The following is a 23346-nucleotide window of genomic DNA, read 5'->3' on the forward strand; positions in this document are numbered from 1 at the left end:
CGAGTTTTGTCTAATTGTATTCAAAAAGTCCTTCACTGCATTTATCTGTAGTGAAAGACTTTTATGTGGATACTATTAATTTAATACAGAAAGTACATTTTTCACGGATTCAGCAGATTTGTCCAATGCTGCTTTTTCTTCAGCGGTTAAATCTAATTCAATAATTTCTTCGATACCTTTCCCACCAAGAATTGTTGGAACACCAAGGTAGATATCGTTATAACCATATTCACCCTGAAGAAATGCAATGGAAGGAATAACACGGCGTTGATCTTTAAGTATTGCTTCAGCCATTACAGTCAGTGAAGCTGCTGGTGCATAATATGCACTGCCATCGCCAAGTAAGTTAACGATTTCTCCTCCACCTGTTCGCGTACGTTGAACAATTTCTTCTAGACGTTCTTTAGAAATCAATTTTTCTAGTGGAATCCCTCCTGCATGGGAGTAGCGGATTAATGGAACCATATCGTCTCCATGTCCACCAAGAACAAAACCTGTAACGTCTTTTACAGACAGGTTTAATTCTTCAGCAACAAAAGAACGAAAACGAGCCGTATCAAGGACGCCAGATTGGCCGATCACGCGCTCTTTTGGTAGTCCGGATTCTTTAAACACTGTATATGTCATTGCATCAACCGGATTAGTTAACACGATAATAGTAGTGTCTGGAGAAAAATTAACAATATCCTTCGCAACCGTTTTCATAATGTTGGCATTTGTATTTACTAAATCATCTCGGCTCATGCCTGGCTTACGAGCAATCCCAGCAGTAACGATAACTAAATCAGAGTCTTTTGTATCTTCATAATTTGACGTACCAATTATTTTGGCATCAAATCCCTGAACTGGAGCTGCTTCAGCCATATCAAGAGCTTTTCCTTTCGTAGGATCCTCCATTTGAGGAATATCCACCAGTACAACGTCACCAAGTTCTTTTTGAGCAAGCATTAAAGCTGTAGTTGCACCAGTAAATCCAGATCCGATTACGGAAATCTTTCTTCTTTGTAACCCCATCATATTTCCCCCTTTTTATGAACTATTAATATATAAAACTATACGGTAAACGACCATCCATAATCAGATGGTCGCTACCGTATATATACATAATTAACCCATGTTTTTAATTAGTTCTTGACCAAACTCAGAACACTTAACTTCTGTTGCACCATCCATCAGACGGGCAAAGTCATATGTTACTACTTTGGATGCAATTGTTTTGTCCATTGATTTAGTAATTAAGTCAGCAGCTTCTCTCCATCCAAGATGCTCAAGCATCAATACAGCTGATAGAATAACTGATGAAGGGTTTACTTTATCTAAGCCTGCATATTTCGGTGCAGTACCATGCGTTGCTTCGAAAATAGCATGTCCAGTATCATAATTGATGTTAGCTCCCGGAGCAATACCAATTCCACCTACTTGTGCTGCAAGAGCATCAGAAATATAATCACCATTCAAGTTCATTGTTGCAACAACATCAAACTCTTTTGGACGAGTAAGAATTTGTTGCAAGAAGATATCAGCAATCGCATCTTTAACTAGAATTTTACCTGAAGCTAGCGCATCGTCTTGTGCCTTGTTTGCAGCATCTTGACCATCTGATTCTACAAGACGGTCATATTCAGCCCAAGTAAATACTTTGTCACCAAATTCTTGCTCTGCTACTTCATAACCCCATTGTTTAAAAGCACCTTCTGTAAATTTCATGATGTTACCTTTATGTACTAGAGTAACACTTTTACGTCCTTCCGTTAATGCATAATCAATTGCAGAACGAACTAAACGTTTTGTGCCTTCCTCAGAAACTGGTTTAACCCCGATGCCTGATGTTTCAGGGAAGCGAATATTTTTAACACCCATGTCATTTTTAAGGAAATTAATTACTTTTTTAACTTCGTCTGTTCCTTTTTGCCACTCAATTCCAGCATAAATATCTTCTGTGTTCTCACGGAAAATAGCCATATCCACATCTTCAGGACGTTTAACTGGTGATGGTACACCCTCAAAATAACGTACTGGACGTAGGCATGTGAATAAATCAAGCTCTTGACGCAATGCAACGTTAAGAGAACGGATTCCACCGCCAATTGGTGTTGTTAATGGACCTTTAATCGCAATTTTGTATTCATTAATTTTATCTAATGTGTCCTGTGGAAGCCATTCCCCTGTTTTATCAAAAGCCTTTTGACCAGCATATACTTCCAACCAATCAATTTTCTTTTCTCCACTATATGCTTTCTCAACGGATGCTTCTATTACTGCTTTTGCTGATGACCAAATATCTGGACCAGTACCGTCACCTTCAATAAAAGGAATGATTGGATTGTTTGGTACATTTAAGTTGCCATTTTCTACGATAATTTTTTCTCCCTGTGCCATTTGATAATAACCTCCTAAGTTTATATAAAGAGGATAGCTAGATTACCAGCTATCCCTGGTTCCCAATTAAAATAAATTAAATTAAATTAGCTGCGTTTAGCGATTTCAATATATTCTTGCAGTTCTGGTCCCGTATATTCAGCACGAGGTCTGATTAAACGGTTGTTTTCGTATTGTTCTAGAATATGTGCCAACCAGCCTGATGTTCGACTTACTGCGAATATTGGTGTAAATAAATCATGGTCAATGCCTAGGCTGTGATAAACAGATGCACTATAGAAATCTACATTAGCTGGAAGACCCTTATGTTCCTTAACGTATTCTTCAATCTTAACAGACATCTTATACCATTTTTCCTGACCAGTAAGTTTAGTTAGTTCTTTAGACATTTTCCTTAAGTGTTTCGCACGTGGATCTCCATTACGATATACACGATGACCCATACCCATTATTTTTTCTTTATTTTCAAATTTCTTCTTAATATAAGGTATACAATTTTCCTCTTCACCAATTTCAGTCAGCATATTCATAACATTTTCGTTTGCTCCCCCGTGCAATGGACCTTTTAAGGCACCAATTGCAGCAGTAATGCCAGAATAAATGTCTGACAAAGTTGCAACACAAACTCTTGCTGTGAAAGTGGAAGCATTTAATTCATGATCAGCATGCAATACTAATGCTTTATTAATCGCTTCTATTTCAATTTCTTCTGCTACTTTTCCATTAAGCATGTACAAGAAATTCTCTGCGTATCCTAAGTCTTTCTTCGGTTTAATAGGATCCTGACCATTGCGAATTCTCGAGAAAGCGGCTACAATCGTTGCAATCTTAGCTTGGATTGCAACAGCTTTGCGTTTATTTGCTTCTGGATCCATTACATCTGCCTCAGTATCATATACTCCAAGTAATGACACTGCAGTACGCAATGCTGCCATTGGATGAACGGCAGATAAATCATAAGAGCGCAAATGATCAATAATCGCATCCGGTATTTCCATATGTTCTGCGAGTTCTTTCTTTATTTCTTCCAATTCTTTTTTATTAGGAAGTTTCAAATTCCAAAGTAAGTAAATTACCTCTTCAAAACTTGAATTCACAGCTAAATCATCAATTCGGTAACCAACATAGGATAGTTGATCATCAATGATCGAGCTGATAGACGATTGAGTTGCGACAATACCTTCTAACCCCTTTGTGGATGTTGTCATAGTAACCCTCTCCTTTTTCATATGTTAATCGCTGCATTTTGCTAAAAATGCACAATATCACTTGACAATAATTTCTGCAGCATCGGCTTTCTATGTATTATGTTTAAAAAGCAGATGAAATGCCACTCTACTATTAACTTTACATCTATAGTATCTATTATTGTCCACCCCAATTGTTATTATAAAGGATTTTCATCAGAAAGTGAATTGAAACCGTTTAATTTCCTAGTTTTTACTAAAAGTGTGTACTCAAAACCTCTTCTGTTAGTCTATTATAACTCCATGAATCATATGTAAAATAGTACAGGCCTATTTTACATTGGGGGACATATATATGCAGAAATCATTGGTATTACAAATGGTACGTTTTTTTATTGTGATCTGTGGATTCATAACGATTGGAATCATTTTTATATATTCATTCAACTTTATTTATCCACTATTAGTTGCTGTCATTATTTCCACCATCATGTATCCTTTTATCAATTTACTTGAAAAAAAGGCAAAGTTACCGAGGTTTATTTCGATAATATTTACGATGATTAGTTTACTTCTCATATTTTTCGGTCTGTTATTATTAATAATAACAGAGGTATACCAAAGTTCATTATTTCTGGCTGATCAAATACCAAAACATTTTCATTCATTTGTTTTGTTTCTTGAGTCTATTTTCAACAATCACTTATTACCTTTATATGAAAGACTTATTTCCCTTTTTCATTCGCTTGGTACTGAACAACAAGTGACCATAACGGAATATGTTCGATCATTGACTGATTTCGTTGCATCATCCGGAACAGAATTTCTCCATAGTACACTGGTGAAAGTTCCTGCTATACTTGCTATCATACCGGGTTCATTGACAACAATTGCATTTATAATGCTTGCAACATTTATGATCTCAAATGATTATGAGAATTTAAAAGAAATTACTAAACGGTTTATTCCTAAAAGGGCAGGAAAATCCATACACATGCTAATTAGTCATTTAAAGCTTGCAATCAACGGTTTTCTAAAGGCACAACTAACATTGATCTTTATTTCAGCTTGCATCATTCTATCAGGACTCTTAGTTCTGCAAGTAGATCATGCATTAACAATCACCTTGTTCGCGGCTGTTGTCGATTTAATTCCATATGTTGGGACAGGTATTCTCTTTATTCCTTGGATACTTTACCTATATGCGATGTCTGATTACCAGTTGACAATTGGACTCAGCATTCTATATATGATTTTGATTATATCCAGACAAATTCTTGAACCGAAAATACTTTCAGCTAATATCGGTATCCATCCATTGATTGTCTTGACCGGTATGTTCATTGGGATTCAATTATGGGGATTTGCAGGACTTTTAATTGCTCCAATAATTATCGTTTTGGGAAATGCCTGCTATCAGTCAGGTATCATGCAAATAATTTGGAATTTCATTCGGGGTTAGATTACCATTTCCGATAAATGACTGTCCCGTTTCCCATCATTTTAATCATTCTATTGCGTATTATATGTTTCAGTGGCCCTCTTGTAAAAGGCAGCACAAAAATAAATCCTACAATATCAGTAATAAATCCAGGTGAAAATAAAAATACAGCACCAATAAAAATACATATTCCATCAATTATTTCATCTGTTGGTGGAATTCCCTTACCCATCTGTAACTGGGCTTTCCTCCATACAGCCATGCCTTGATTTTTGGCAAGAGCCACACCTATTAAACCAGTCAATACGATTAGAAATACGATCCACCAAGGACCAGTCATTCCACCTATCCAAATAAAAACACCAATTTCCATGGCGGGAATAATCAGCAGAGCTAACAATAACCAGCGCATCCTAAAACATCCTTTCCGCCCTTTCATTTTATCACGAATGGCAAGGAAACAGCAAAATCTAAAAAGCTAGATTAGTGACGTATGGACACTTCTTTAGCCTGCCGTAATAAAGGAAACCGAGGATGTAGGTCAGTTCGGTGTGCAACTGGACGTGCTCTTTATATCCATGAATTTAATTGCTTGCCAATTCATATTTTTTATTAACTCATTAAAAAAATGAAAATCGGCAATATACCGATTTCCATTTTTTAACAGTAACACCTTAAGACAAGAGGCACTTCTGTTCTGAAATTATAAATTAAAGTACGCTTGCATGACCTTCGTAAATATCACCTTTTGTACTATCAACTGTTATATCCTGGCCATCATTAAGAAGTTCGAAAACACCCTCGACACCAACGATAACCGGTATTCCAAGGCTTAAACCTACAACAGCTGCATGAGAAGTCAAACCACCTTCTTCTGTGATGATTGCAGAAGCTTTTTCAATTGCAGGCATCATATCACGATCTGTAGCATGTGTCACAAGGATATCGCCCTCCTGAACATTTGCTAATGCCGCATCATTCGTTTTAGCGAAAACAGCACGGCCATATGCGCTTCTTCTGCCAATACCTTGCCCTTTAGCAATAACATCACCAATAACATGAACTTTCAACAGATTTGTTGTACCACTTTCAGCTACTGGTACACCTGCAGTAATAATTACTCTGCTTCCACGTACACATAGGCCTGTTTCTAATCCTTTATCAATTGCGATATCAAGCATTTCATCTGTAGATTTAGCAACTTCACCTTTTACTGCATGTACACCCCAAACAAGAGAGAGTTGGCGATTAACCGAGTCAGAGAACGTAACCGCAAGAATCGTTGCTTGTGGTCTGTATTTTGAAATCATTCTTGCTGTGTGACCACTTTCCGTTGGTGTAATGATGGTATCAACACTTAGATTAAGCGCTGTATGTGTTACAGATTGGCTAATTGCTTCTGTAATCGTCATATCTACATTTTTGGACCGTTCGTTTAAAATTGATTTATGTTCCAAGGCAGATTCTGCTTTCAATGCGATATTGCTCATCGTTTGTACTGCTTCAACCGGGTAAATCCCTGCAGCAGTTTCACCAGAAAGCATAATTGCATCTGTTCCATCAAAAATTGCATTGGCAACGTCAGATGCTTCCGCTCTAGTTGGACGAGGATTTCTCTGCATTGAGTCAAGCATTTGTGTTGCGGTAATAACTGGTTTCCCTACATTATTACATTCTTTAATCATTGCCTTTTGTACGAGTGGAACATCCTCAGCAGGTATCTCTACACCTAGATCTCCACGCGCTACCATCAATCCATCACTTACTTCCAGGATGCTGTCAATATTGTCGACACCTTCCTGATTTTCAATTTTAGAGATGATTTGGATATGTGTACCCTGTTTGCTTTCAAGTAATTCTTTGATTTCAAGAATATCAGATGCCCGGCGAACGAAAGATGCTGCAATAAAATCAACATCCTGTTCAATCCCAAAACTAATGTCTGCAGCATCCTTTTCTGTAATCCCTGGAAGATTTACAGATACATTAGGTACATTGACACCTTTTTTATTTTTAATTACACCGGAGTTCATTGCCTTTGTAGTAATTTCGCCTCTTGCCTGATCAATTTCAATTACTTCAAGTTCAATCAATCCGTCATCAAGCAAAATTTTGGATCCCACATGTACATCATTGATTAAACCTTCATATGTTACAGAAAACTTCTCTGCAGTACCTTCTACTTCATGCATAGAAATAATGACATTATTTCCTTGTACAAGATCCGCATAGCCTTCTATAAAGTTACTTGTTCTAATTTCTGGACCTTTCGTATCCAATAAAATGGCTACTGTTTTATTTTTATTTTTAGCAGCTTCTCTTATATTCTTTATGCGGGCACCATGCTCGTCAAAATCACCATGTGAAAAGTTTAGTCTAGCAACGTTCATTCCAGCATCAATTAACCTCTCAAGTGTCTCCACCGTCTCTGAAGCTGGTCCTATAGTACATACAATTTTAGTATTTCTCATGTATCTTTCTTCCTCCTTGTTCATCATTCCTAAAGTTTTACAGTTCTTGTTGTAAGCATTTGTTAATCATTCCATTTTAATTATGGAAATCTAGATGGATAATTCTTTGGAAAGCTGATACATTTCTTCATTGATGGAATGATCTTTTGTAAACACTTCATCAAATGGATGATCAACCAATACATTTTGCTGTATTCCAACCATTCTACCACCTTGTCCATTAATAAGCAGTTCTACCGCTTTCGCACCTAAACGGCTCGCAAGTACTCTATCTGTTGCAGATGGTGATCCACCACGCTGAATATAACCTAGAACCGTTACACGTGTTTCGAGATTGGTTTCTTTTTCAATTCGATCCCCAAAGTCAAAACCGCTTCCGACACCTTCAGCAAGTAGTATAATACTGTGCTTCTTGCCACGATCATGTCCACGTTTCAAACGATCAACGATTTCTTTGAAGTCTTCTTTTTTCTCAGGGATCAGAATACTTTCTGCCCCACCAGCAAGACCTGCCCAGAGTGCAAGGTCACCAGCATTTCTTCCCATAACTTCGATAATATACGTTCGCTCGTGTGATGTTGCAGTATCACGGACTTTATCCACAGCTTCAATAATTGTATTTAAGGACGTATCAAATCCAATTGTAAAATCAGTGCCAGAAATATCGTTATCTATGGTACCTGGTACACCGATACACGGAAAACCTTTTTCGGTTAGCTTTTTCGCACCATGGAAACTCCCATCTCCACCAATAACAATTAGCCCATCAATCCCGACTTTTTTCAATTGTTCGATGGCGCGTTGCTGGCCTTTCTCCGTTTTAAATTCCTCACTACGTGCTGAAAATAATATTGTTCCACCGCGCTGTATGATATCCCCCACAGATCCAAGATTCATTTTTTGAATATTACCTTCCATAAGTCCTTGGAATCCATTTTTGATTCCATATACTTCTAACTCATGAAAAATCGCTTTTCTAACAACAGCACGAATAGCTGCATTCATGCCAGGTGAATCTCCTCCACTTGTTAGTACGCCAATTTTCTTCATTCTTATATCACCTCTTGTTGCAAGATTATAAATCGACTTTTACTGTACCATACCCTTTAAAGATAAATAAAAACAGTAGAAATAGCAATGATTATCCTATGTGTAAAGATAAATTTATAATGATCTTCGCAAACTAAGAGACTGATACTATAAATTATCAGCCTCAACTACTACAGATACTATATTATCTCATACGTACCAATCTGTTTATACTTTTCCCATCTATTTTCAAGTAATTCTTCTTTCGTTAATTTACTTAAAGAATCTAACGAAAGCTTTAGAATTTGATCGATATTTACTGATTGCTTATCAAGATCGCGATGTGCTCCACCTTTAGGTTCTGGTATGACCTGATCTATTACCTTCAATTCTTTCAAATCATTGGCAGTAATTTTCATTGATTCGGCCGCCCGTTTAGCTTGTCCCGAATCCTTCCAAAGAAGTGCTGCTGCACCTTCTGGAGAAATTACCGAATAAGTGGAATTCTCCAGCATATGAATCTGGTCTCCGACACCCAATGCCAAAGCGCCTCCACTACCACCTTCACCAATAACGATGCAAACAATCGGGACAGTCAGCCCTGCCATTTCCATCAGGTTTCTAGCAATTGCTTCACTTTGCCCTCTTTCTTCGGCAGCTTTTCCTGGGTATGCTCCCTTCGTATCAATAAAACAAATAATTGGCCGATTGAATTTCTCCGCCTGTTTCATATGCCGTAGTGCTTTTCGATATCCCTCCGGATGTGGCATTCCAAAGTTTCTGCGAATATTTTCTTTCGTGTCTTTTCCACGTTGATGACCAATTACGGTTACAGGTTTTCCGTTATAATATGCTATTCCTGCTACAATTGCTTCATCATCCCCATAGTTTCGATCACCATGAAATTCGATAAAGTCGGTGAATAGTTTTCCTATATAATCCAATGTTGTTGGACGCATTGGATGCCTAGCCATCTGAACTCGATTCCACGGTTTCAAGTTACCATAAATTTCATCCTCGAGAACAGAGAGACGTTTTTCCAACGTTTCAATCTCAGCCGTTAAATCTATTTCACTATTCTCCGTAAAACTTTTCAACTCTGCTATCTTTTCTTTCAAGTTAATAATCGGCTTTTCAAATTCAAGTGCCTGATTCATTGTTTTTCGCCACCTTTATGATGCAATTCAAGAAGCTTTGAAAGGGTTGATTTCATATCATGTCGGTGAATTACTTTATCTAATTGACCATGCTTTAATTGAAACTCTGCAGTCTGAAAATCTTCTGGTAACTTTTCACGAATGGTTTGTTCAATGATTCTTCTTCCAGCAAATCCTATTAATGCACCAGGTTCAGCAAAGTTATAATCACCAATGGAAGCAAAGCTCGCTGAAACACCGCCAGTAGTTGGGTGCGTCATGACAGAAATCATTAATCCACCTTTATCACTAAAGCGTTTAATGGCAATAGAGGTTTTTGCCATCTGCATTAAGCTTAAAACACCTTCCTGCATCCTCGCTCCACCAGAAGCTGTAAAAATACAAAAAGGCAATGATTCATTTTTTGCATTTTCAATTGCCCGAGCAATTTTCTCACCCATTGCGGAGCCCATACTGCCCATGCGGAAACTAGAATCCATGACAGCAAATGCAACCCAAATGCCATCTATCATTCCTTTTCCGGTAACAACACCCTCGTTCAGTTCTGTTTTTTGACGGTCTTTTGCAATTTTCTCCTCATAATCAGGAAAATTAAGTGGGTTTCCGGAAGTTATTCCTTTGTCCCATTCTTGAAATGATTCCACATCAAATAAACTGTCTATTCGTTCCCATGCTGTCATTGGATGATGATAGCCACAGTTTGGACATACGTTCATTGATTTCTTCATTTCTTTTCGATAATATATTTTATTGCAACTCCTGCATTTTTGCATAAGTCCTTCAGGAACATCCATCTTAGCCTGTTCATTCGGTATGGATGCATATTTCTTGCGCTTGCCGAAAAAATCCTTTAGCAAGGTTATTCCTCCTTTAATACCTACCTTGTCATGCAAGCATGTACAAATTTTTCTAGAACTTTCTCAATAACGATAGCTTTGCTAAAAGAGTGTCAAAAACAGTTGAAAGAAATTGTTTTCTCTCAACCGTTTGACAACATCATTTCACTTAAAAATCAACCCTTAAGATGGATGAATCATCATGCTAATTCTGTCAGTTTTGAATAAACTAATTATCTAACATTAGTTGCTAACAGTATGGGAGAATTCCTTCATTTAAATCCAAATCTTATTCAATAAGATTTTACATTTTATTAAATAAATAGTTGAAGTTAATGTTATGTTTTATGTAAAAACCATCTATGTTGCTTGGTTGACATTGACACTGCATACAGGAAATCCGCAATTTTGAAACTTGTAAAGGATTTCCAAAAACCCAGTTCGTTTTTAATTTTATTTTTGCAAACACAATTATTTATCTTTCTATATTGGTTAATCTTCTTGTTTTTTCTGCAATTTCCTCTGGATCAACCTTTATCCGAGCGACACCTGAGTCCATCGCCGCCATTGCAACTCTAGAAGCTACTAATGGTGCAACACGCTTGTCAAAAGGACTTGGAATTACATAATCATCATGCAACTCACTTTCATCTATCAGTGATGCAATCGCTTCTGCCGCCGCTACTTTCATTTGTTCATTGATTCTTGTAGCTCTAACATCTAATGCTCCTCGGAAAATACCTGGAAACGCAAGCACATTGTTTACTTGATTGGCAAAATCCGATCTACCTGTACCAATGACTCTTGCACCTGCTTCTTTTGCTTCCCCCGGTAGTATTTCAGGATCAGGGTTTGCCATTGCAAATATAATCGCATCATCATTCATGGTGGCTACCATGTCTTTTGTTAATGCCCCCCCGATAGACACTCCAATAAATACATCTGCATCCACTAGAACATCTTCCAGTGAACCTTCTTGTTTATTGTTATTCGTAAACTTGGCAACAGTGTCTTTCATATTATTCATTCCATATGGCCTGTCTTCGTAGATTGCTCCTTTGGAATCACACATAATCATTTCACGGACACCAAAACTCTGCAATAAACGAATAATCGCAATGCCTGCTGCACCGGCTCCATTGGCTACTACTTTAATCTCAGAAAACTCCTTGCCAACTAGCTTTAATGCATTAATCAAACCTGCTACCGTCACAATTGCAGTTCCATGCTGATCATCATGGAAAATTGGAATGTTCGTTTCACTTTTTAAACGCTCTTCAATAATGAAACAGTTAGGTGCAGCAATATCTTCCAGATTGACACCACCAAAATTCGGTTCAAGCAATTTAACCGTCTGCACAATTTGATCTACATCATGCGTTGCTAAACAAATTGGGAATGCATCAACACCTGCAAATCCTTTGAATAATACAGCTTTACCTTCCATAACTGGAAGTGCTGCCTCCGGACCAATATTCCCAAGCCCAAGTACAGCTGAACCATCACTAACAACTGCTACCATATTGCCTTTCATTGTATAATCATATACGGTTTCGGTTCGATCATAAATCTCCTTACACGGCTCCGCTACTCCAGGTGAGTATGCCAGACTTAAATCTTCTGCATTATTAACTGGTACCTTTGTGTTGACTTCTAATTTTCCTTGATTTACTTTGTGCATATGCAGTGCTTCATCTCTTAAGTTTGCCATTTGTTTATTCTCTCCCCTTTTATGTAGAAGGTCTATTAGTCATATAGTTAATCTAGGGTGGCATTCATGAAAAAGTAAATATAAAAATTGCTGTTGCATTAGAATAATCGACTTATTTTTATAGTGTTCTGACCATTAATAACTTCTTTATTATACCAGATGATTTTTCTCTGTAAAGTAATCTCTATTTCTTAATCACCGTATAAACGATGGTATACCTAACTTTTGGGAAGGGACGATTAACGCAATCTCATTTTTGAAAACAGCCTTCTAGTTGTGGAGATATGCTCAAGATTTATTCTGGAGCACTACATTCTCTTTTCCGAAATAACGATTCAATTCCGTGATGCACCCATGATCTGGTTTAACATAATATTCATCCGCAAGTTGGTAGGTCTGCTTCTTTTCCTCATCATAAATAATAATTGGCGTAGCACCCGGATAGTGCATTGCAACTTTTTTAATCGTTTTTAATGCATCTCTGCTTGTACTGCTGCTTGATCTTATAAAAAGACGCTTTGTAGGCTGATTGGAAAGCTCCTCACCTTGAAACGGTTTCAATGAATCAATAACCCATTGAAGCTTATTATTTCTCGCTTCGACTTTCCCTGTAATGCTGATGATTACTTCCTCATCGAGGAAACGACTCGTGTCCCTGAACAAGTCAGGAAAAATAACTGCATCCATTTCTGTCTGTTCATCACCCAGTGTAAGAAAAGCCATTCGGTCACCGCGTTTAGTACGAATTGTTTTTATGGATTGAATAATCACTGTTGCCTTTATATTTCGCTTGCCAACCAATTTAGCCGCATTCTCCAATGAAATAAAACCATTCTCTCTTAAACGTGTTCTGTATTCCTTCAACGGGTGACTTGATATATACATTCCAAGAAGTTCCTTTTCGTCCGATAACTTCTTAACTTGACTAAAGTCTTCGATATTAACATAATCGGCCTCAAGTTCTAACTTGTTCTGAAATAAACTGGACTGACTGGAGAAATCACTGAAGAGCTCTCCCTGCTCCATAGCCTGTTCTATGGAAGCTAGTAAACTTGCTCGATTTGAATGTGTTTCATCAAATGTACCTGCAATAATTAGATTTTCTAATGTTGTTCGATTAACCAATTTAGAAGACACACGCAGACAGAAATCAAAAAGGTTTTTAAAAGAACCGTCCTTCCTTACACGGATAATTTCCGAAATAGCTTGATTGCCGACACCTTTAATGGAAGATAGTCCCATTCGGATGCTTGCTCTTTCCACGGTATATTTACCAAAACTCTGGTTAATATTTGGTGGGAGAATGTCTTGACCCATCCCTCTTAGTTCCTGAATATACGCCTGCTGCTTTTCTTGTTGGTTCCGAGTACTGCTTAATAATTCCGCAAAAAAGCTTGCAGGATAATTTGCTTTTAAAAAGGCAAGCTGATAGGAAATTTTACTGTATGCTACCGCATGACTTCTTGGAAACCCATAGTTGGAAAATTTAACAATCCAGCTGAAAATCTCTTCCGCAATATACTGATCATAACCATTATTGTTACACCCGTTGATGAATGCTTCCCGTTGGGTGTCCATGACATCCTTTTTCTTTTTGCTGACAGCCCTGCGCAATATATCTGCCTCACCAAGGGTAAACCCGGCAATTTGATTGGCAATTTGCATGATCTGTTCCTGATAAACAAGAACACCAAATGTCTTCTCAAGAATTGGTTTCAAGTCCGGGTGTGGATAGGTAACTTCTTCCTTCCCATGCTTGCGGGCAATATAAGTAGGGATAAAGTCCATTGGACCCGGCCTGAAGAGCGCATTGACAGCAACAATATCTTCAAATGATGTCGGTGCGAGTCTTGTTAAAACTTGCTTCATACCTTGGGATTCCAACTGGAAGACACCATTCGTCTGCCCTTTTCGCAACAATTCGTAGGTTTTCTCGTCATAATCTGGAATCTTTTCCAAGGATAAGTGCTTATCTGCTGTGTATTTGATCGTCTGGATAATTTTCTCAAGCAATGTTAAATTTCTCAAGCCAAGAAAATCCATTTTCAATAATCCGATTGCTTCCAAATCATTCATTGGAAACTGGGTAAGATGTGTATTTGTTGTCCCCACTGTTAATGGTACATTTCCGATTAAAGGTTGCTCACTGATAACAACCCCTGCAGCATGGGTAGAAATATGTCTCGGTAATCCTTCGAGTTTTACAGCTACGGAAAATAAAGCCTTTAATGTTGGTGAACTTTTGACATAATTATTCAGTTCTTCAGAAGCTTTCATGATTTCCAGGATACTCATTTTGGATTGGATCGGTATTTCTTTTAAAATAAAATTTGCATCCTGTTGATTAATATCCATTGTTTTAATTAATTCTCTGATTAAGGATCGTGCTGCAAAGGTCCCAAAAGTAATAATTTGGGCAACATGGTCTTCCCCATATTTGTTTCTTACATATTCAATTACTTCATCCCGTCTTGCATCAGAAAAATCAACGTCAATATCCGGCATTGTCAATCGCTCCGGGTTTAAGAAACGTTCGAATAACAAGTTGTATTCAATGGGGTCGACATCTGTGATACCTAGTACATAGGCAACAATTGACCCTGCAGAAGAGCCCCGTCCAGGTCCAACAAGAATTTGATTATCTTTAGCATAAGCAATAAAATCAGCCACAATTAAAAAGTAGTCACTGAAATTCATGGATTGAATAATATGAAGCTCATATGCTAAACGATCTTTAATCTTTTCTGTGAGGACACTGTATTTCTTTTCAACATTCTCAAAGCACTGTTTAGCTAAGTAATCATTTGCCTTCATCCCATCTGGAACAGGAAAAGACGGGATAAGCTGTTGGTCGAAATCAAATGTTACATGACATTTGTTTTTAATGACTTCCGTCTCATCAAGTACTTCCGGCCAAAATGAATGGAAGCTCTCCATCATCTCAGCTTCCGAACGAAGATGTCTATTTTTTAACAAGGGATCGATCATCTTCAATTCCCACTTCTTCCCATTTTTCATTGCCTGTAAGCAATCATAGGCAATATCATCTTTTTCATGAAGATAGCTCACATTATTAATTGCTACAACAGGGATGTTATACCTTTCATGGAAAGCTTTTACCGCCTGAAGCAGTTGTCTGTCTTCTTCTGTGCTCTGATGTCCTACACCAAGGTAAAAATCACCCTCTGCGAAAAGTGCTTGCCATTCATTTAAATATGCAGCTGTATCTTCATTTGTATATGTAAGGAAATAGGTTTGGAGTTTCTCACTATTCGTAGGAAAGATACAAATTAACTGATCACTGTACGTACGTAATTCTTCCCTAGCTATACCATCTTTGCCTTGAAGTTGAATGGCTGTACTGATTTTCATTAACTGACGATAACCAGTATTGTTTTTCGCTAACAGAACACATGGGGTACTTTCATCTGCTTCCTGTTCGCGAACATGGACGGTCATACCGATAATCGGTTTGATGCCATAACTCTCACATGCACGATAAAAAGGGATGACGCCATACAATACTTCCACATCTGTAAGGGCAAGCGCATCGAAATCCAGCTCATTCGCCCGCTCCACCAATTTAGGAATTGTTATTGTACTATCCATTAAACTATATCCGCTTTTCACTTGTAAATGTGTGTATGCCATACTAATCCCGCCTTTTTCTTTCTAAAAATCCGTGTTCAAAAAGGATTCGATACATCATTTTTACCGGACTTTTTGAACATCCTCTAACAGTTATTATAGCAGTGAATTCAGAACATGCATACGCATTAGCTTCTATTCCTATCATAACATGTCCCTCTTTCTCATAGAATGTAGGAGTAGCATGCCTTAGAAGGAGTGCATATGTTATGGAGGAACGTTTTTTTGCAGCATTTATCCATTGTTTTTTTATTGCTCTCGGAGTTATTATCGGTGGATCTTTCATTGGGAGTATTGGAGATTTCGCAACCGGTGATGCACCATTAACTTCCATGGGACGCATTGCTGACAGACTGCGAATTTGGGCAATTATCGCAGCAATCGGTGGCACATTTGATGCGATTGCCAATTTTGAAAAAGGATTACTTGATGGTTCAACCATTGATATCTTCAAACAAGCACTGCTTATCCTTTCGGCAATGGGCGGGGTGAAAGTAGGTATCATACTTATTGATTGGTTTCTGCAAAGGGAGGTATCCTGATGCATATCCCACCCTATCATAGAAATTCAACATGGCAGCGGTTTTTTGTCGGAGCTTTCTTCGGTAGCATTATCTCCTACTTCATCCTGATATATATGTATGGGACCATGTATGAAGAACGTTTAACAGAGAACATGGAACTAGCCTCCGAATTACGGGAATTAAAAATTCAAAATGAGGCTTTACTAAAAGATAAAGAAGATTTGGATGAAAAATCGCAGGAACCATTATCAGTCAGTTCCATTTCGATTACTATTCATGAAGGTGAGCAACTAAAAATAGACCGTTTAATTGAAATTCAGCTTGAGGAATTGATTATTGAAGAAGTGAACCATCTAGTAGGCCAAGAAATAGAAGTTATTAACAAAAGTGACCAACTGCTCATATCAGCAATTGAAAATAAAGGGTTTACCATTGAAGATGTCACCTATTATTTTGAAATAAATAAACTTTATATTTCCCCAGAACTGAAAATAAGCGTTATCCCAAAGTTGTCCAGCTAGCCCAGGAGGTTCTTGACATTTCTGAAAAAATATGGATTTTATGTTGAAAGTAGTATATAATTGGAAATAAAGTTAATAGTCTGTTTATTATATAAATAATCCAATTAAAGATGCTGCTACCCGTATAGGTGTGACGTAGACTTTATGAACGTCCAGTTTTTAATAAAACTTTATTGAAGGGAGTCCATTCCATGTTACCCATCAATCTAAGAAGAATGCGCGATGATAAGATTGAACATCTAAAAAAAGGCCAAAATGCTTTCGCCGAAGAAGATGAACTTATTCGGCTAATGAAAAGGGCAATTGAAAAAGAAGGCTTACATGTTGAGTGTGACGAGACGACTTCTGGATGCTGGTTTATCCCGAAAACGACTAGCAAAACTAGTTGATAAATAAAATAGTGATGATTTCTGAATAGAAATCATCACTATTTTATTTATTGATCTTTATATGTCAAACATACTTGTTGAAGCTCTTTTGTCATTTTATCCACTTCTTCCCATGAGTAGACGGTTGCACCAGAGGCAAGTGGATGTCCACCACCATTATGAATGACCGCTATTCCATTAATAACCGGACCTTTGGAACGCAGTCGCACACGTATTTGATCATCCTCCTCAATGAAAAATACCCATGCTTTAATACCCTTCACATTACTGATTACATTGACAAGCTGTGCGGATTCATTTGCAGTCACAGCAAACTTTTCCAGTATTTCTTTCGTCAGTTTAATAGTGCACAGTCCAGATGGATGCAAGTTAAATTGTTGCAGTATATAGCCGCTCATTCTGGTAATCTTATCTTCTACACTGTATAGCTCTTTATATAAAGCTGGACGGTCAAAATGATAAGTTACAAGCTCTGCAGCATATTGAAAAGTTTCCTTACGTGTACTAGGATACATAAATCTTCCCGTATCCCCAACAATGCCTGCATACAGTAATCGTGCTGCTTCATCATTCATTTTTAATCCATCTTCTTTAGCAGTATCATACATCTCAAAAATCATTTCACTAACCGAACTTGCATTTGTATCTATCCAGCTTATATCTCCGTAGGGATCCACATTTGGATGATGATCAATCTTAATTAGTTTATCCCCCAGGCTGTATCGCCCATCATCAATTCGGGCAATATTTGCCGTGTCACAAACAATAACAAGTGCATGCTGATAGACGAAATCCTCTATTACATCCATTCGACTTAGAAATGTCAACGATGGCTCTTCTTCACCAACAGCATAAATTTGTTTATCTGGAAAGGAAACTTTAAGTATTTCTCGCAGACCTGTCTGTGACCCGATTGCATCTGGATCAGGTCTTACATGGCGATGAATGATTATTGTATCGTACTCTTTTATCGTATCTAAAATTTGCTTTACTTCCATTATTTTACCCCTACTCTATTAATTTTCTTTTTATTTCTGGATATCTATGTAAAAAGCAGTTACAATTAAGGATGGATTTCTAAGATGATATACTAACACAAACGAACGAAATTAGGAGAGATTAGATGGTTATATTCCCGATTGTCATTGTTATTACTGCAGTGCTATATATTTATTATAAGGTTGCCATTCTTAAAAGCAATGATGAACTTACTCAAAAGTATTTTAACGGAAAAGCCCGACTATGTCTCGGAACATTCCTTTTATTTTTCGGTATCAATCAATATATCTTTTACAAAACACAGCTCGCATTGTTCATCTGTCTGATTATCGTACTCTTTGGCGCACTTCAAATGTATAGAGGTTTTAAAGAGGCAAGACATTATCGCAATGAATGGCGCAGGCTAAACCCGAATGAGTAGGTAAAAAGAAATCGGCGAATAACTCGCCGATTTCTTTTTTAAATTGATTATCGCAACGGAAAAGCAAGAATTCCTACCAAATTCGAAGTGTCATTTTTACCGGACTTTTTAAACAACCTATTAACGATTGATCAGTTGTGCCAAAATTAATCCTTTACCAACAAGTTGATTTTCATTGAACACTTCCACATCAATTTTCGCATATAACCTTCCGACATCAAGCAGTCTAGGTTTAATGAGCAGCATGCTGTCGATCTGGACCGGCTTTGTGAAATAAACGGTCAGATTTTCTATTGTGATGTCTGCTTTTTTCACCTTCATCAGTAATCTATTACTTGCCTCCGTTATCAATGATGTAAACACACCATTGGATAATGTACCTAATTGGTTGGTCATCTGTGGGATTACTTTCGATTCAAAGACGGATTCATCATCACTGCTTTCTTCCAGATTGCTTGTGATAATATCATCAATTGTCTCACCAACCTGTGGTTGCCTTTGAATTTGCTGCATTGCCTTCAATACATCCTGTCTGGAAACAACCCCTTGTAGGTGATGCGCCTGGTCAACAACAGGAACCAGTTCAATTCCTTCCCAAACCATTGTATGTGCAACAGATGCAAGTGATGTCCTTGCCTGTACAACTTGTGGATTCTTACTCATCACACGTTCAATCGCGATTTCCCGATCTTTACCAACAATATCTTTCGAGGAAACCATTCCGACAACACGTAATTTATTATCGACTACCGGAAAACGCGAGTGAGACGATTTCTCATTAAGCTCATACCACTTGGCAATCGTATCTTTCACTCTCAAAAAATGCGACGCTTCAAATGATGTTGCGATATCCCCTACAAAAACAATTTCTTTCTTGATTAGTTGATCATATATTGCCCGATTAATCATGGCTGCAACCGTATATGAATCGTAGCTCGTCGAAATAATTGGCAGTTTTTGTTCATCTGCGAGTTTCTTAATATGCTCCTCTGTGTCAAATCCACCAGTGATCAGCACAGCTGCACCTGCGTTCAATGCTAATTCATGTGCTTTATACCGGTTCCCAACAATAAGCAGGGAATTCGCCTGTGTATAACGCATCATGGCATCCAACTGCATCGCACCAATGACAAATTTACTTAATGTTTTATGAAGACCATCACTGCCACCTAATACTTGTCCATCAATAATATTTACAATTTCAGCAAATGTAAGCTGCTCAATGTTCTCTTTTTTCTTACGTTCAATACGTATTGTACCAACACGTTCAATCGTGCTTACGATTCCTTGATTCTCCGCCTCTTTTATCGCGCGATATGCCGTCCCGTCACTTACATTCAAGTCCTTTGCAATTTGTCTTACAGATATTTTACTGCCAACTGACAATGAGATAATATGCTGTATTATTTGCTCATGCTTGGTAGCCATTTTTATTTCACCAGCTTTCAACTGTACTATATCACTTAATAGTAATTATTATACAGTTGAAATGGGTGAAACTCAATGAAAATCACGACTCCTCCCGTTATATTCTTCCTGTTCCATTACTGGTGGCCTTGTCATTTGTAAAAGCGTTGCAAAGTTGGCACCGACAACAAGCAACAGAAACGCAAGCCAACCTCCCCAGAAAATTAATTCTGTGTTTGTCGTTGCATATGGAATGATAGGCCAGGCGATATATAGGAAAAAGCCAGCTAATAATAATCGCAAAATGGCATAATGACGCATCGATATCCCCCCTCTACTTTTAAATTTATGAAGGGAAATGTAACATAAGAACTTTTTTTGCAAAGTAAAAGGACAGCCACAATGTTAGCTATCCTGCATGAAATGCTGTAAATGTAATTGTTAGGTATATATCACTTTCTGATTGCTCCATGTTAATGGCGTCTAAACGCAGGAGACGCTCACTTTTTTTGACTCCATCCAAAAATATATGAATGGCGTCGAGGTCTGCTGCTGTTGCATCCAGTGTATAGCTGTTTTCTTTGATGATAGAGCTTTCTTCCTCTCCTTCTTGCTGTACCGTTATTTCACCACTTACACCGATATACTCAATACTTACATTAGCATTCACAGCAATTTCTTGCATTTCAGTTAAAATTGTATCCGTTGATTTACTTTCTGGTATTTTAGCAACTGTATTTTTCAAATCATCACTAACTTCTTCTTCCATACCATTTTTAATATTTTGCAGTTGCTTTTCATACATTGATATCTCCGTCTCGATTGCCTTCGTTTCCGCCTGTAATGGTTTGATCAAATTTAAATAGGTAATTCCGTAGATTAGTAGAATCGCTACAACAATACCAATAGCAATATATGTATGGTTTTGATTCCAATGTTTAATCATTTGCTGCAAACCCCTCTACTACTAAACCGCCTGCCATGGTTAGGGTTAAGGTCGCTTCATAGAAATCTTCCATTTTCACCGTACTAGTAAGTTGTATATCCTGAATATAATCTTGTTCTGTAAGCAAAGACATATATACAGCAACTTCGTTCAACGATGGAAAAGCAGCATCCATGATAATTTGATTCTCTGCCCCCATGTCATATGTCATCAACTGCTCTGATCTGGAAAGCAATCCGACGATGTCATGATACAATTCCATCGCCGGAAGCATTTCACTTTCCAATAAGAGCAATTCCTCCTGCAACCGTTCAAGCTGCCTTTCAGTTCCATGTGTATTTTGTTGCTCTATAAGAACTGACTCTACTTGAAACCGTTCATTTGCAAGAGAACTTAGTTGATTATCATAATTATTTTTTTGGAATAACAGTGCACTAACAGCAAGGAGCAGAAGCAATACGAAAATAGTTCCAAGGGCGATAAAAGCACTGTTTTTATTTGGTTCTTTTTCAAGAAAATTAATCTCTGTGTTCATGCTTCTCCCCCCTTACAAATCCTTCTTTAGTGCCAAGCCAAGAACATCAACATACTTCGCTGTTAGTTCTTCCTTTTCAAAGCTATGGATTGGTAATGTTACTGATTCGGACAGATTGGACTTAACAACATGAAGATATGGAAAATCTCCTGAAAGAAGCAACTGATTAATCTGTGACTCACCCTTTGTTATTGAATAATGATAAAAATCGATAATACGATTGATTTCAATAATATATTCACCAATTAATGGTTGTACAGACTCTTCCCCATCGTTTAAAATTGGATTCACTTTCATATATCTCGAGAAAATGGCCTTATGATTCTGGAAAGCTGTTAAAATTAATGCATCCTTATTCCAATGAATCAGTAATACACGATTTATTTCTTGCTGCTTTGTTAAATAGTAATAACGATACACTGATAATGACGTCAAATCTGCTGCCATTGGCTTCAATCCTGCTTTAATAAATGCTTCCTCAAAAGTTGAGACCTTATCTTTCGGGTATGCAAATAAAAGTAAATTATTATGTTTCTCATTTTTTATCTCAAGAAATTCGAGTGCAATTGCTGGATTGGAGAAGGGTAAATAAAAACTATTACCAATTTGTGTTTTTACATATCCTGCCGCTTCTTCCTTTGTTAATGCTTTTGGAACCTGTAATTGGCGAATAACGACCGTATCATCTGGCATTGCAAAAAACAACTTCTTCCGTTTCCATTTATGTTCATGGACAAGCTCATTAACAACCTCAATAAAAACACCTTGATTTTCAATCATTCCATCTTTAATGGTCCCATCCGGCAATTCCACTTCCCCATGGATAACCATCCCAACGACCGTATTGTTTTTATGATAGCTGTATCGTAAGATCTTATTTGTTATTACCATGTTGACTCTTCCATTATTCATAATCCCCATGTTGTCACCCGCTTATATAAGTAGATTAAAGTACCAATTAATTAATGAATCCCCATAAAAATAGGTAATGATTGCCGCTACGACGATATATGGTCCGAATGGCACCGGCTGCTTTCTTTTGATTAACTTAAATAAAATTAGAACCGCACCAATAACCGAACCGATCACACATGATAGAAAGAAGGCCAATAAAATTTTTTCGGTACCAAGCACAATCCCAAGTACACCGAAAAGTTTCATATCGCCTGCCCCCATACCGCCTCGGCTGACTAAAATAATGATAAAGATAATACCAAAACCAATTATAGCACCAATAAGTGCTGACCCCCAAGGATCGAGTGGTACGACAACTCTCATTAGAATAAAAAATGGCAAAAAGAACAAAAGCACCTTATTTGGAATCAGCATATAATTGATGTCTGATACTAGTATGATCATTAGCATGGAAACTAAAAGTAATGCCGTAATTAACTCTAATTGAAAGCCGATGATGTAATAACTTAATGCAAATAAAACACCTGTGAGAAGCTCAATGGTTGGGTAGATGTATGAAATGCTTTTTTTGCAATGGTTACATTTTCCACGTTGAATCAGGAAAGAAAATAAGGGGATATTTTCATACCATGTTAATTGATGCTTGCAATGTGGACAGATCGAACGGTCATTTGCGAAGGGTATATTTTGTGGGAGGCGTAATCCGACAACATTGTAGAATGAGCCGAAGATTAGGCCTAGGAGGAAGAATAGGATTGCTAGGGGTATGGTCATTTGTATTGAGCTCCTTAATAATATATTTTTTCATTTTTCTGAAGAAACGCCCTGCA

At 37.5% G+C, this 23346-nt stretch carries 22 protein-coding genes; 5 read left to right on the forward strand and 17 right to left on the reverse strand.

Going from position 1 to position 23346, the window contains the following annotated elements; translation table 11 throughout:
* Positions 1-75: 75 nt before the first annotated feature.
* The 3 genes from mdh to citZ form a co-directional block, all read right to left on the reverse strand.
* Positions 76-1014: a malate dehydrogenase gene (gene mdh / locus BV906_RS02510; RefSeq protein WP_087971888.1), complete on the reverse strand. Its 939-nt coding sequence runs from the start codon at positions 1012-1014 to the stop codon at positions 76-78.
* 93 nt (positions 1015-1107) lie between these two features.
* A complete protein-coding gene (gene icd / locus BV906_RS02515) occupies positions 1108-2379 on the reverse strand; it encodes an NADP-dependent isocitrate dehydrogenase (protein WP_087971889.1) in 1272 nt (423 codons plus the stop codon).
* Positions 2380-2465: 86 nt separating this feature from the next.
* Positions 2466-3587 (reverse strand): citrate synthase, encoded by a 1122-nt coding sequence (gene citZ, locus BV906_RS02520; RefSeq protein WP_087971890.1) that lies wholly within the window; start codon positions 3585-3587, stop codon positions 2466-2468.
* A 334-nt stretch (positions 3588-3921) separates the two neighbouring features.
* Between citZ and ytvI the strand changes: the two genes are divergently transcribed.
* A complete protein-coding gene (gene ytvI, locus BV906_RS02525; protein WP_087971891.1) occupies positions 3922-5028 on the forward strand; it encodes a sporulation integral membrane protein YtvI in 1107 nt (368 codons plus the stop codon).
* Position 5029: 1 nt separating this feature from the next.
* Here the strand turns inward: ytvI and BV906_RS02530 are convergent, their stop codons facing one another.
* From BV906_RS02530 to dnaE, 7 genes are all read right to left on the reverse strand, one after another.
* Positions 5030-5419, reverse strand: coding sequence for an FxsA family protein (locus BV906_RS02530; protein WP_087971892.1), 390 nt, complete (start codon positions 5417-5419; stop codon positions 5030-5032).
* 298 nt (positions 5420-5717) lie between these two features.
* On the reverse strand, positions 5718-7478 hold the full coding sequence (pyk, locus tag BV906_RS02535; RefSeq protein ID WP_087971893.1) for a pyruvate kinase: 1761 nt from the start codon (positions 7476-7478) through the stop codon (positions 5718-5720).
* A 90-nt stretch (positions 7479-7568) separates the two neighbouring features.
* Positions 7569-8528 carry a 6-phosphofructokinase gene (gene pfkA / locus BV906_RS02540; RefSeq protein ID WP_087971894.1) on the reverse strand — a complete coding sequence of 320 codons (960 nt, stop codon included), beginning with the start codon at positions 8526-8528 and terminating at the stop codon, positions 7569-7571.
* A 179-nt stretch (positions 8529-8707) separates the two neighbouring features.
* Positions 8708-9664 (reverse strand): acetyl-CoA carboxylase carboxyl transferase subunit alpha, encoded by a 957-nt coding sequence (accA, locus tag BV906_RS02545; RefSeq protein WP_087971895.1) that lies wholly within the window; start codon positions 9662-9664, stop codon positions 8708-8710.
* Positions 9661-10521 (reverse strand): acetyl-CoA carboxylase, carboxyltransferase subunit beta, encoded by an 861-nt coding sequence (gene accD, locus BV906_RS02550; protein WP_087971896.1) that lies wholly within the window; start codon positions 10519-10521, stop codon positions 9661-9663. Before accD ends, accA begins: the two co-directional genes overlap by 4 nt.
* 454 nt (positions 10522-10975) lie before the next feature.
* A complete protein-coding gene (ystJ, locus tag BV906_RS02555; protein ID WP_087971897.1) occupies positions 10976-12211 on the reverse strand; it encodes an NADP-dependent malic enzyme in 1236 nt (411 codons plus the stop codon).
* 288 nt (positions 12212-12499) lie between these two features.
* The gene (dnaE, locus tag BV906_RS02560) at positions 12500-15862 is read right to left on the reverse strand and encodes a DNA polymerase III subunit alpha (protein WP_087971898.1); all 3363 of its coding nucleotides are present in this window, start codon (positions 15860-15862) and stop codon (positions 12500-12502) included.
* A gap of 206 nt (positions 15863-16068) precedes the next feature.
* On the opposite strand from dnaE, the gene ytrH reads away from it, so the two are divergent.
* The 3 genes from ytrH (at position 16069) to BV906_RS02575 (ending at position 17293) form a co-directional block, all read left to right on the forward strand.
* A complete protein-coding gene (gene ytrH / locus BV906_RS02565; RefSeq protein WP_087971899.1) occupies positions 16069-16401 on the forward strand; it encodes a sporulation membrane protein YtrH in 333 nt (110 codons plus the stop codon).
* The gene (gene ytrI, locus BV906_RS02570; protein ID WP_087971900.1) at positions 16401-16904 is read left to right on the forward strand and encodes a sporulation membrane protein YtrI; all 504 of its coding nucleotides are present in this window, start codon (positions 16401-16403) and stop codon (positions 16902-16904) included. The genes ytrH and ytrI overlap by 1 nt, the downstream gene beginning before the upstream one ends.
* Positions 16905-17095: 191 nt before the next feature.
* Positions 17096-17293: a YtzJ family protein gene (locus BV906_RS02575; RefSeq protein ID WP_087971901.1), complete on the forward strand. Its 198-nt coding sequence runs from the start codon at positions 17096-17098 to the stop codon at positions 17291-17293.
* A gap of 47 nt (positions 17294-17340) precedes the next feature.
* On the opposite strand, the gene BV906_RS02580 is transcribed toward BV906_RS02575, so the two are convergent.
* Positions 17341-18291, reverse strand: a complete 951-nt coding sequence (locus tag BV906_RS02580) for a DHH family phosphoesterase (protein ID WP_087971902.1) — start codon at positions 18289-18291, stop codon at positions 17341-17343.
* Between the two features lie 125 nt (positions 18292-18416).
* On the opposite strand from BV906_RS02580, the gene BV906_RS02585 reads away from it, so the two are divergent.
* Positions 18417-18713 carry a YtpI family protein gene (locus BV906_RS02585; protein WP_087971903.1) on the forward strand — a complete coding sequence of 99 codons (297 nt, stop codon included), beginning with the start codon at positions 18417-18419 and terminating at the stop codon, positions 18711-18713.
* A 120-nt stretch (positions 18714-18833) separates the two neighbouring features.
* Here the strand turns inward: BV906_RS02585 and BV906_RS02590 are convergent, their stop codons facing one another.
* From BV906_RS02590 to BV906_RS02615, 6 genes are all read right to left on the reverse strand, one after another.
* Entirely contained in the window at positions 18834-20141 is a 1308-nt protein-coding gene (locus tag BV906_RS02590) for a DRTGG domain-containing protein (RefSeq protein WP_087971904.1), read from the reverse strand.
* 72 nt (positions 20142-20213) lie between these two features.
* Positions 20214-20441: a hypothetical protein gene (locus BV906_RS02595; protein WP_087971905.1), complete on the reverse strand. Its 228-nt coding sequence runs from the start codon at positions 20439-20441 to the stop codon at positions 20214-20216.
* 88 nt (positions 20442-20529) lie between these two features.
* Entirely contained in the window at positions 20530-21066 is a 537-nt protein-coding gene (locus BV906_RS02600) for a hypothetical protein (protein WP_087971906.1), read from the reverse strand.
* A complete protein-coding gene (locus BV906_RS02605; RefSeq protein ID WP_087971907.1) occupies positions 21059-21601 on the reverse strand; it encodes a hypothetical protein in 543 nt (180 codons plus the stop codon). Before BV906_RS02605 ends, BV906_RS02600 begins: the two co-directional genes overlap by 8 nt.
* Before the next feature lie 12 nt (positions 21602-21613).
* Positions 21614-22522, reverse strand: coding sequence for a type IV pilus biogenesis protein PilM (gene pilM / locus BV906_RS02610; RefSeq protein WP_087971908.1), 909 nt, complete (start codon positions 22520-22522; stop codon positions 21614-21616).
* A gap of 12 nt (positions 22523-22534) precedes the next feature.
* Entirely contained in the window at positions 22535-23290 is a 756-nt protein-coding gene (locus BV906_RS02615; protein WP_087971909.1) for a prepilin peptidase, read from the reverse strand.
* Positions 23291-23346: the final 56 nt, after the last annotated feature.

It is taken from the genome of Oceanobacillus rekensis, assembly GCF_002153375.1.
Taxonomy (GTDB): domain Bacteria; phylum Bacillota; class Bacilli; order Bacillales; family Amphibacillaceae; genus Oceanobacillus; species Oceanobacillus rekensis.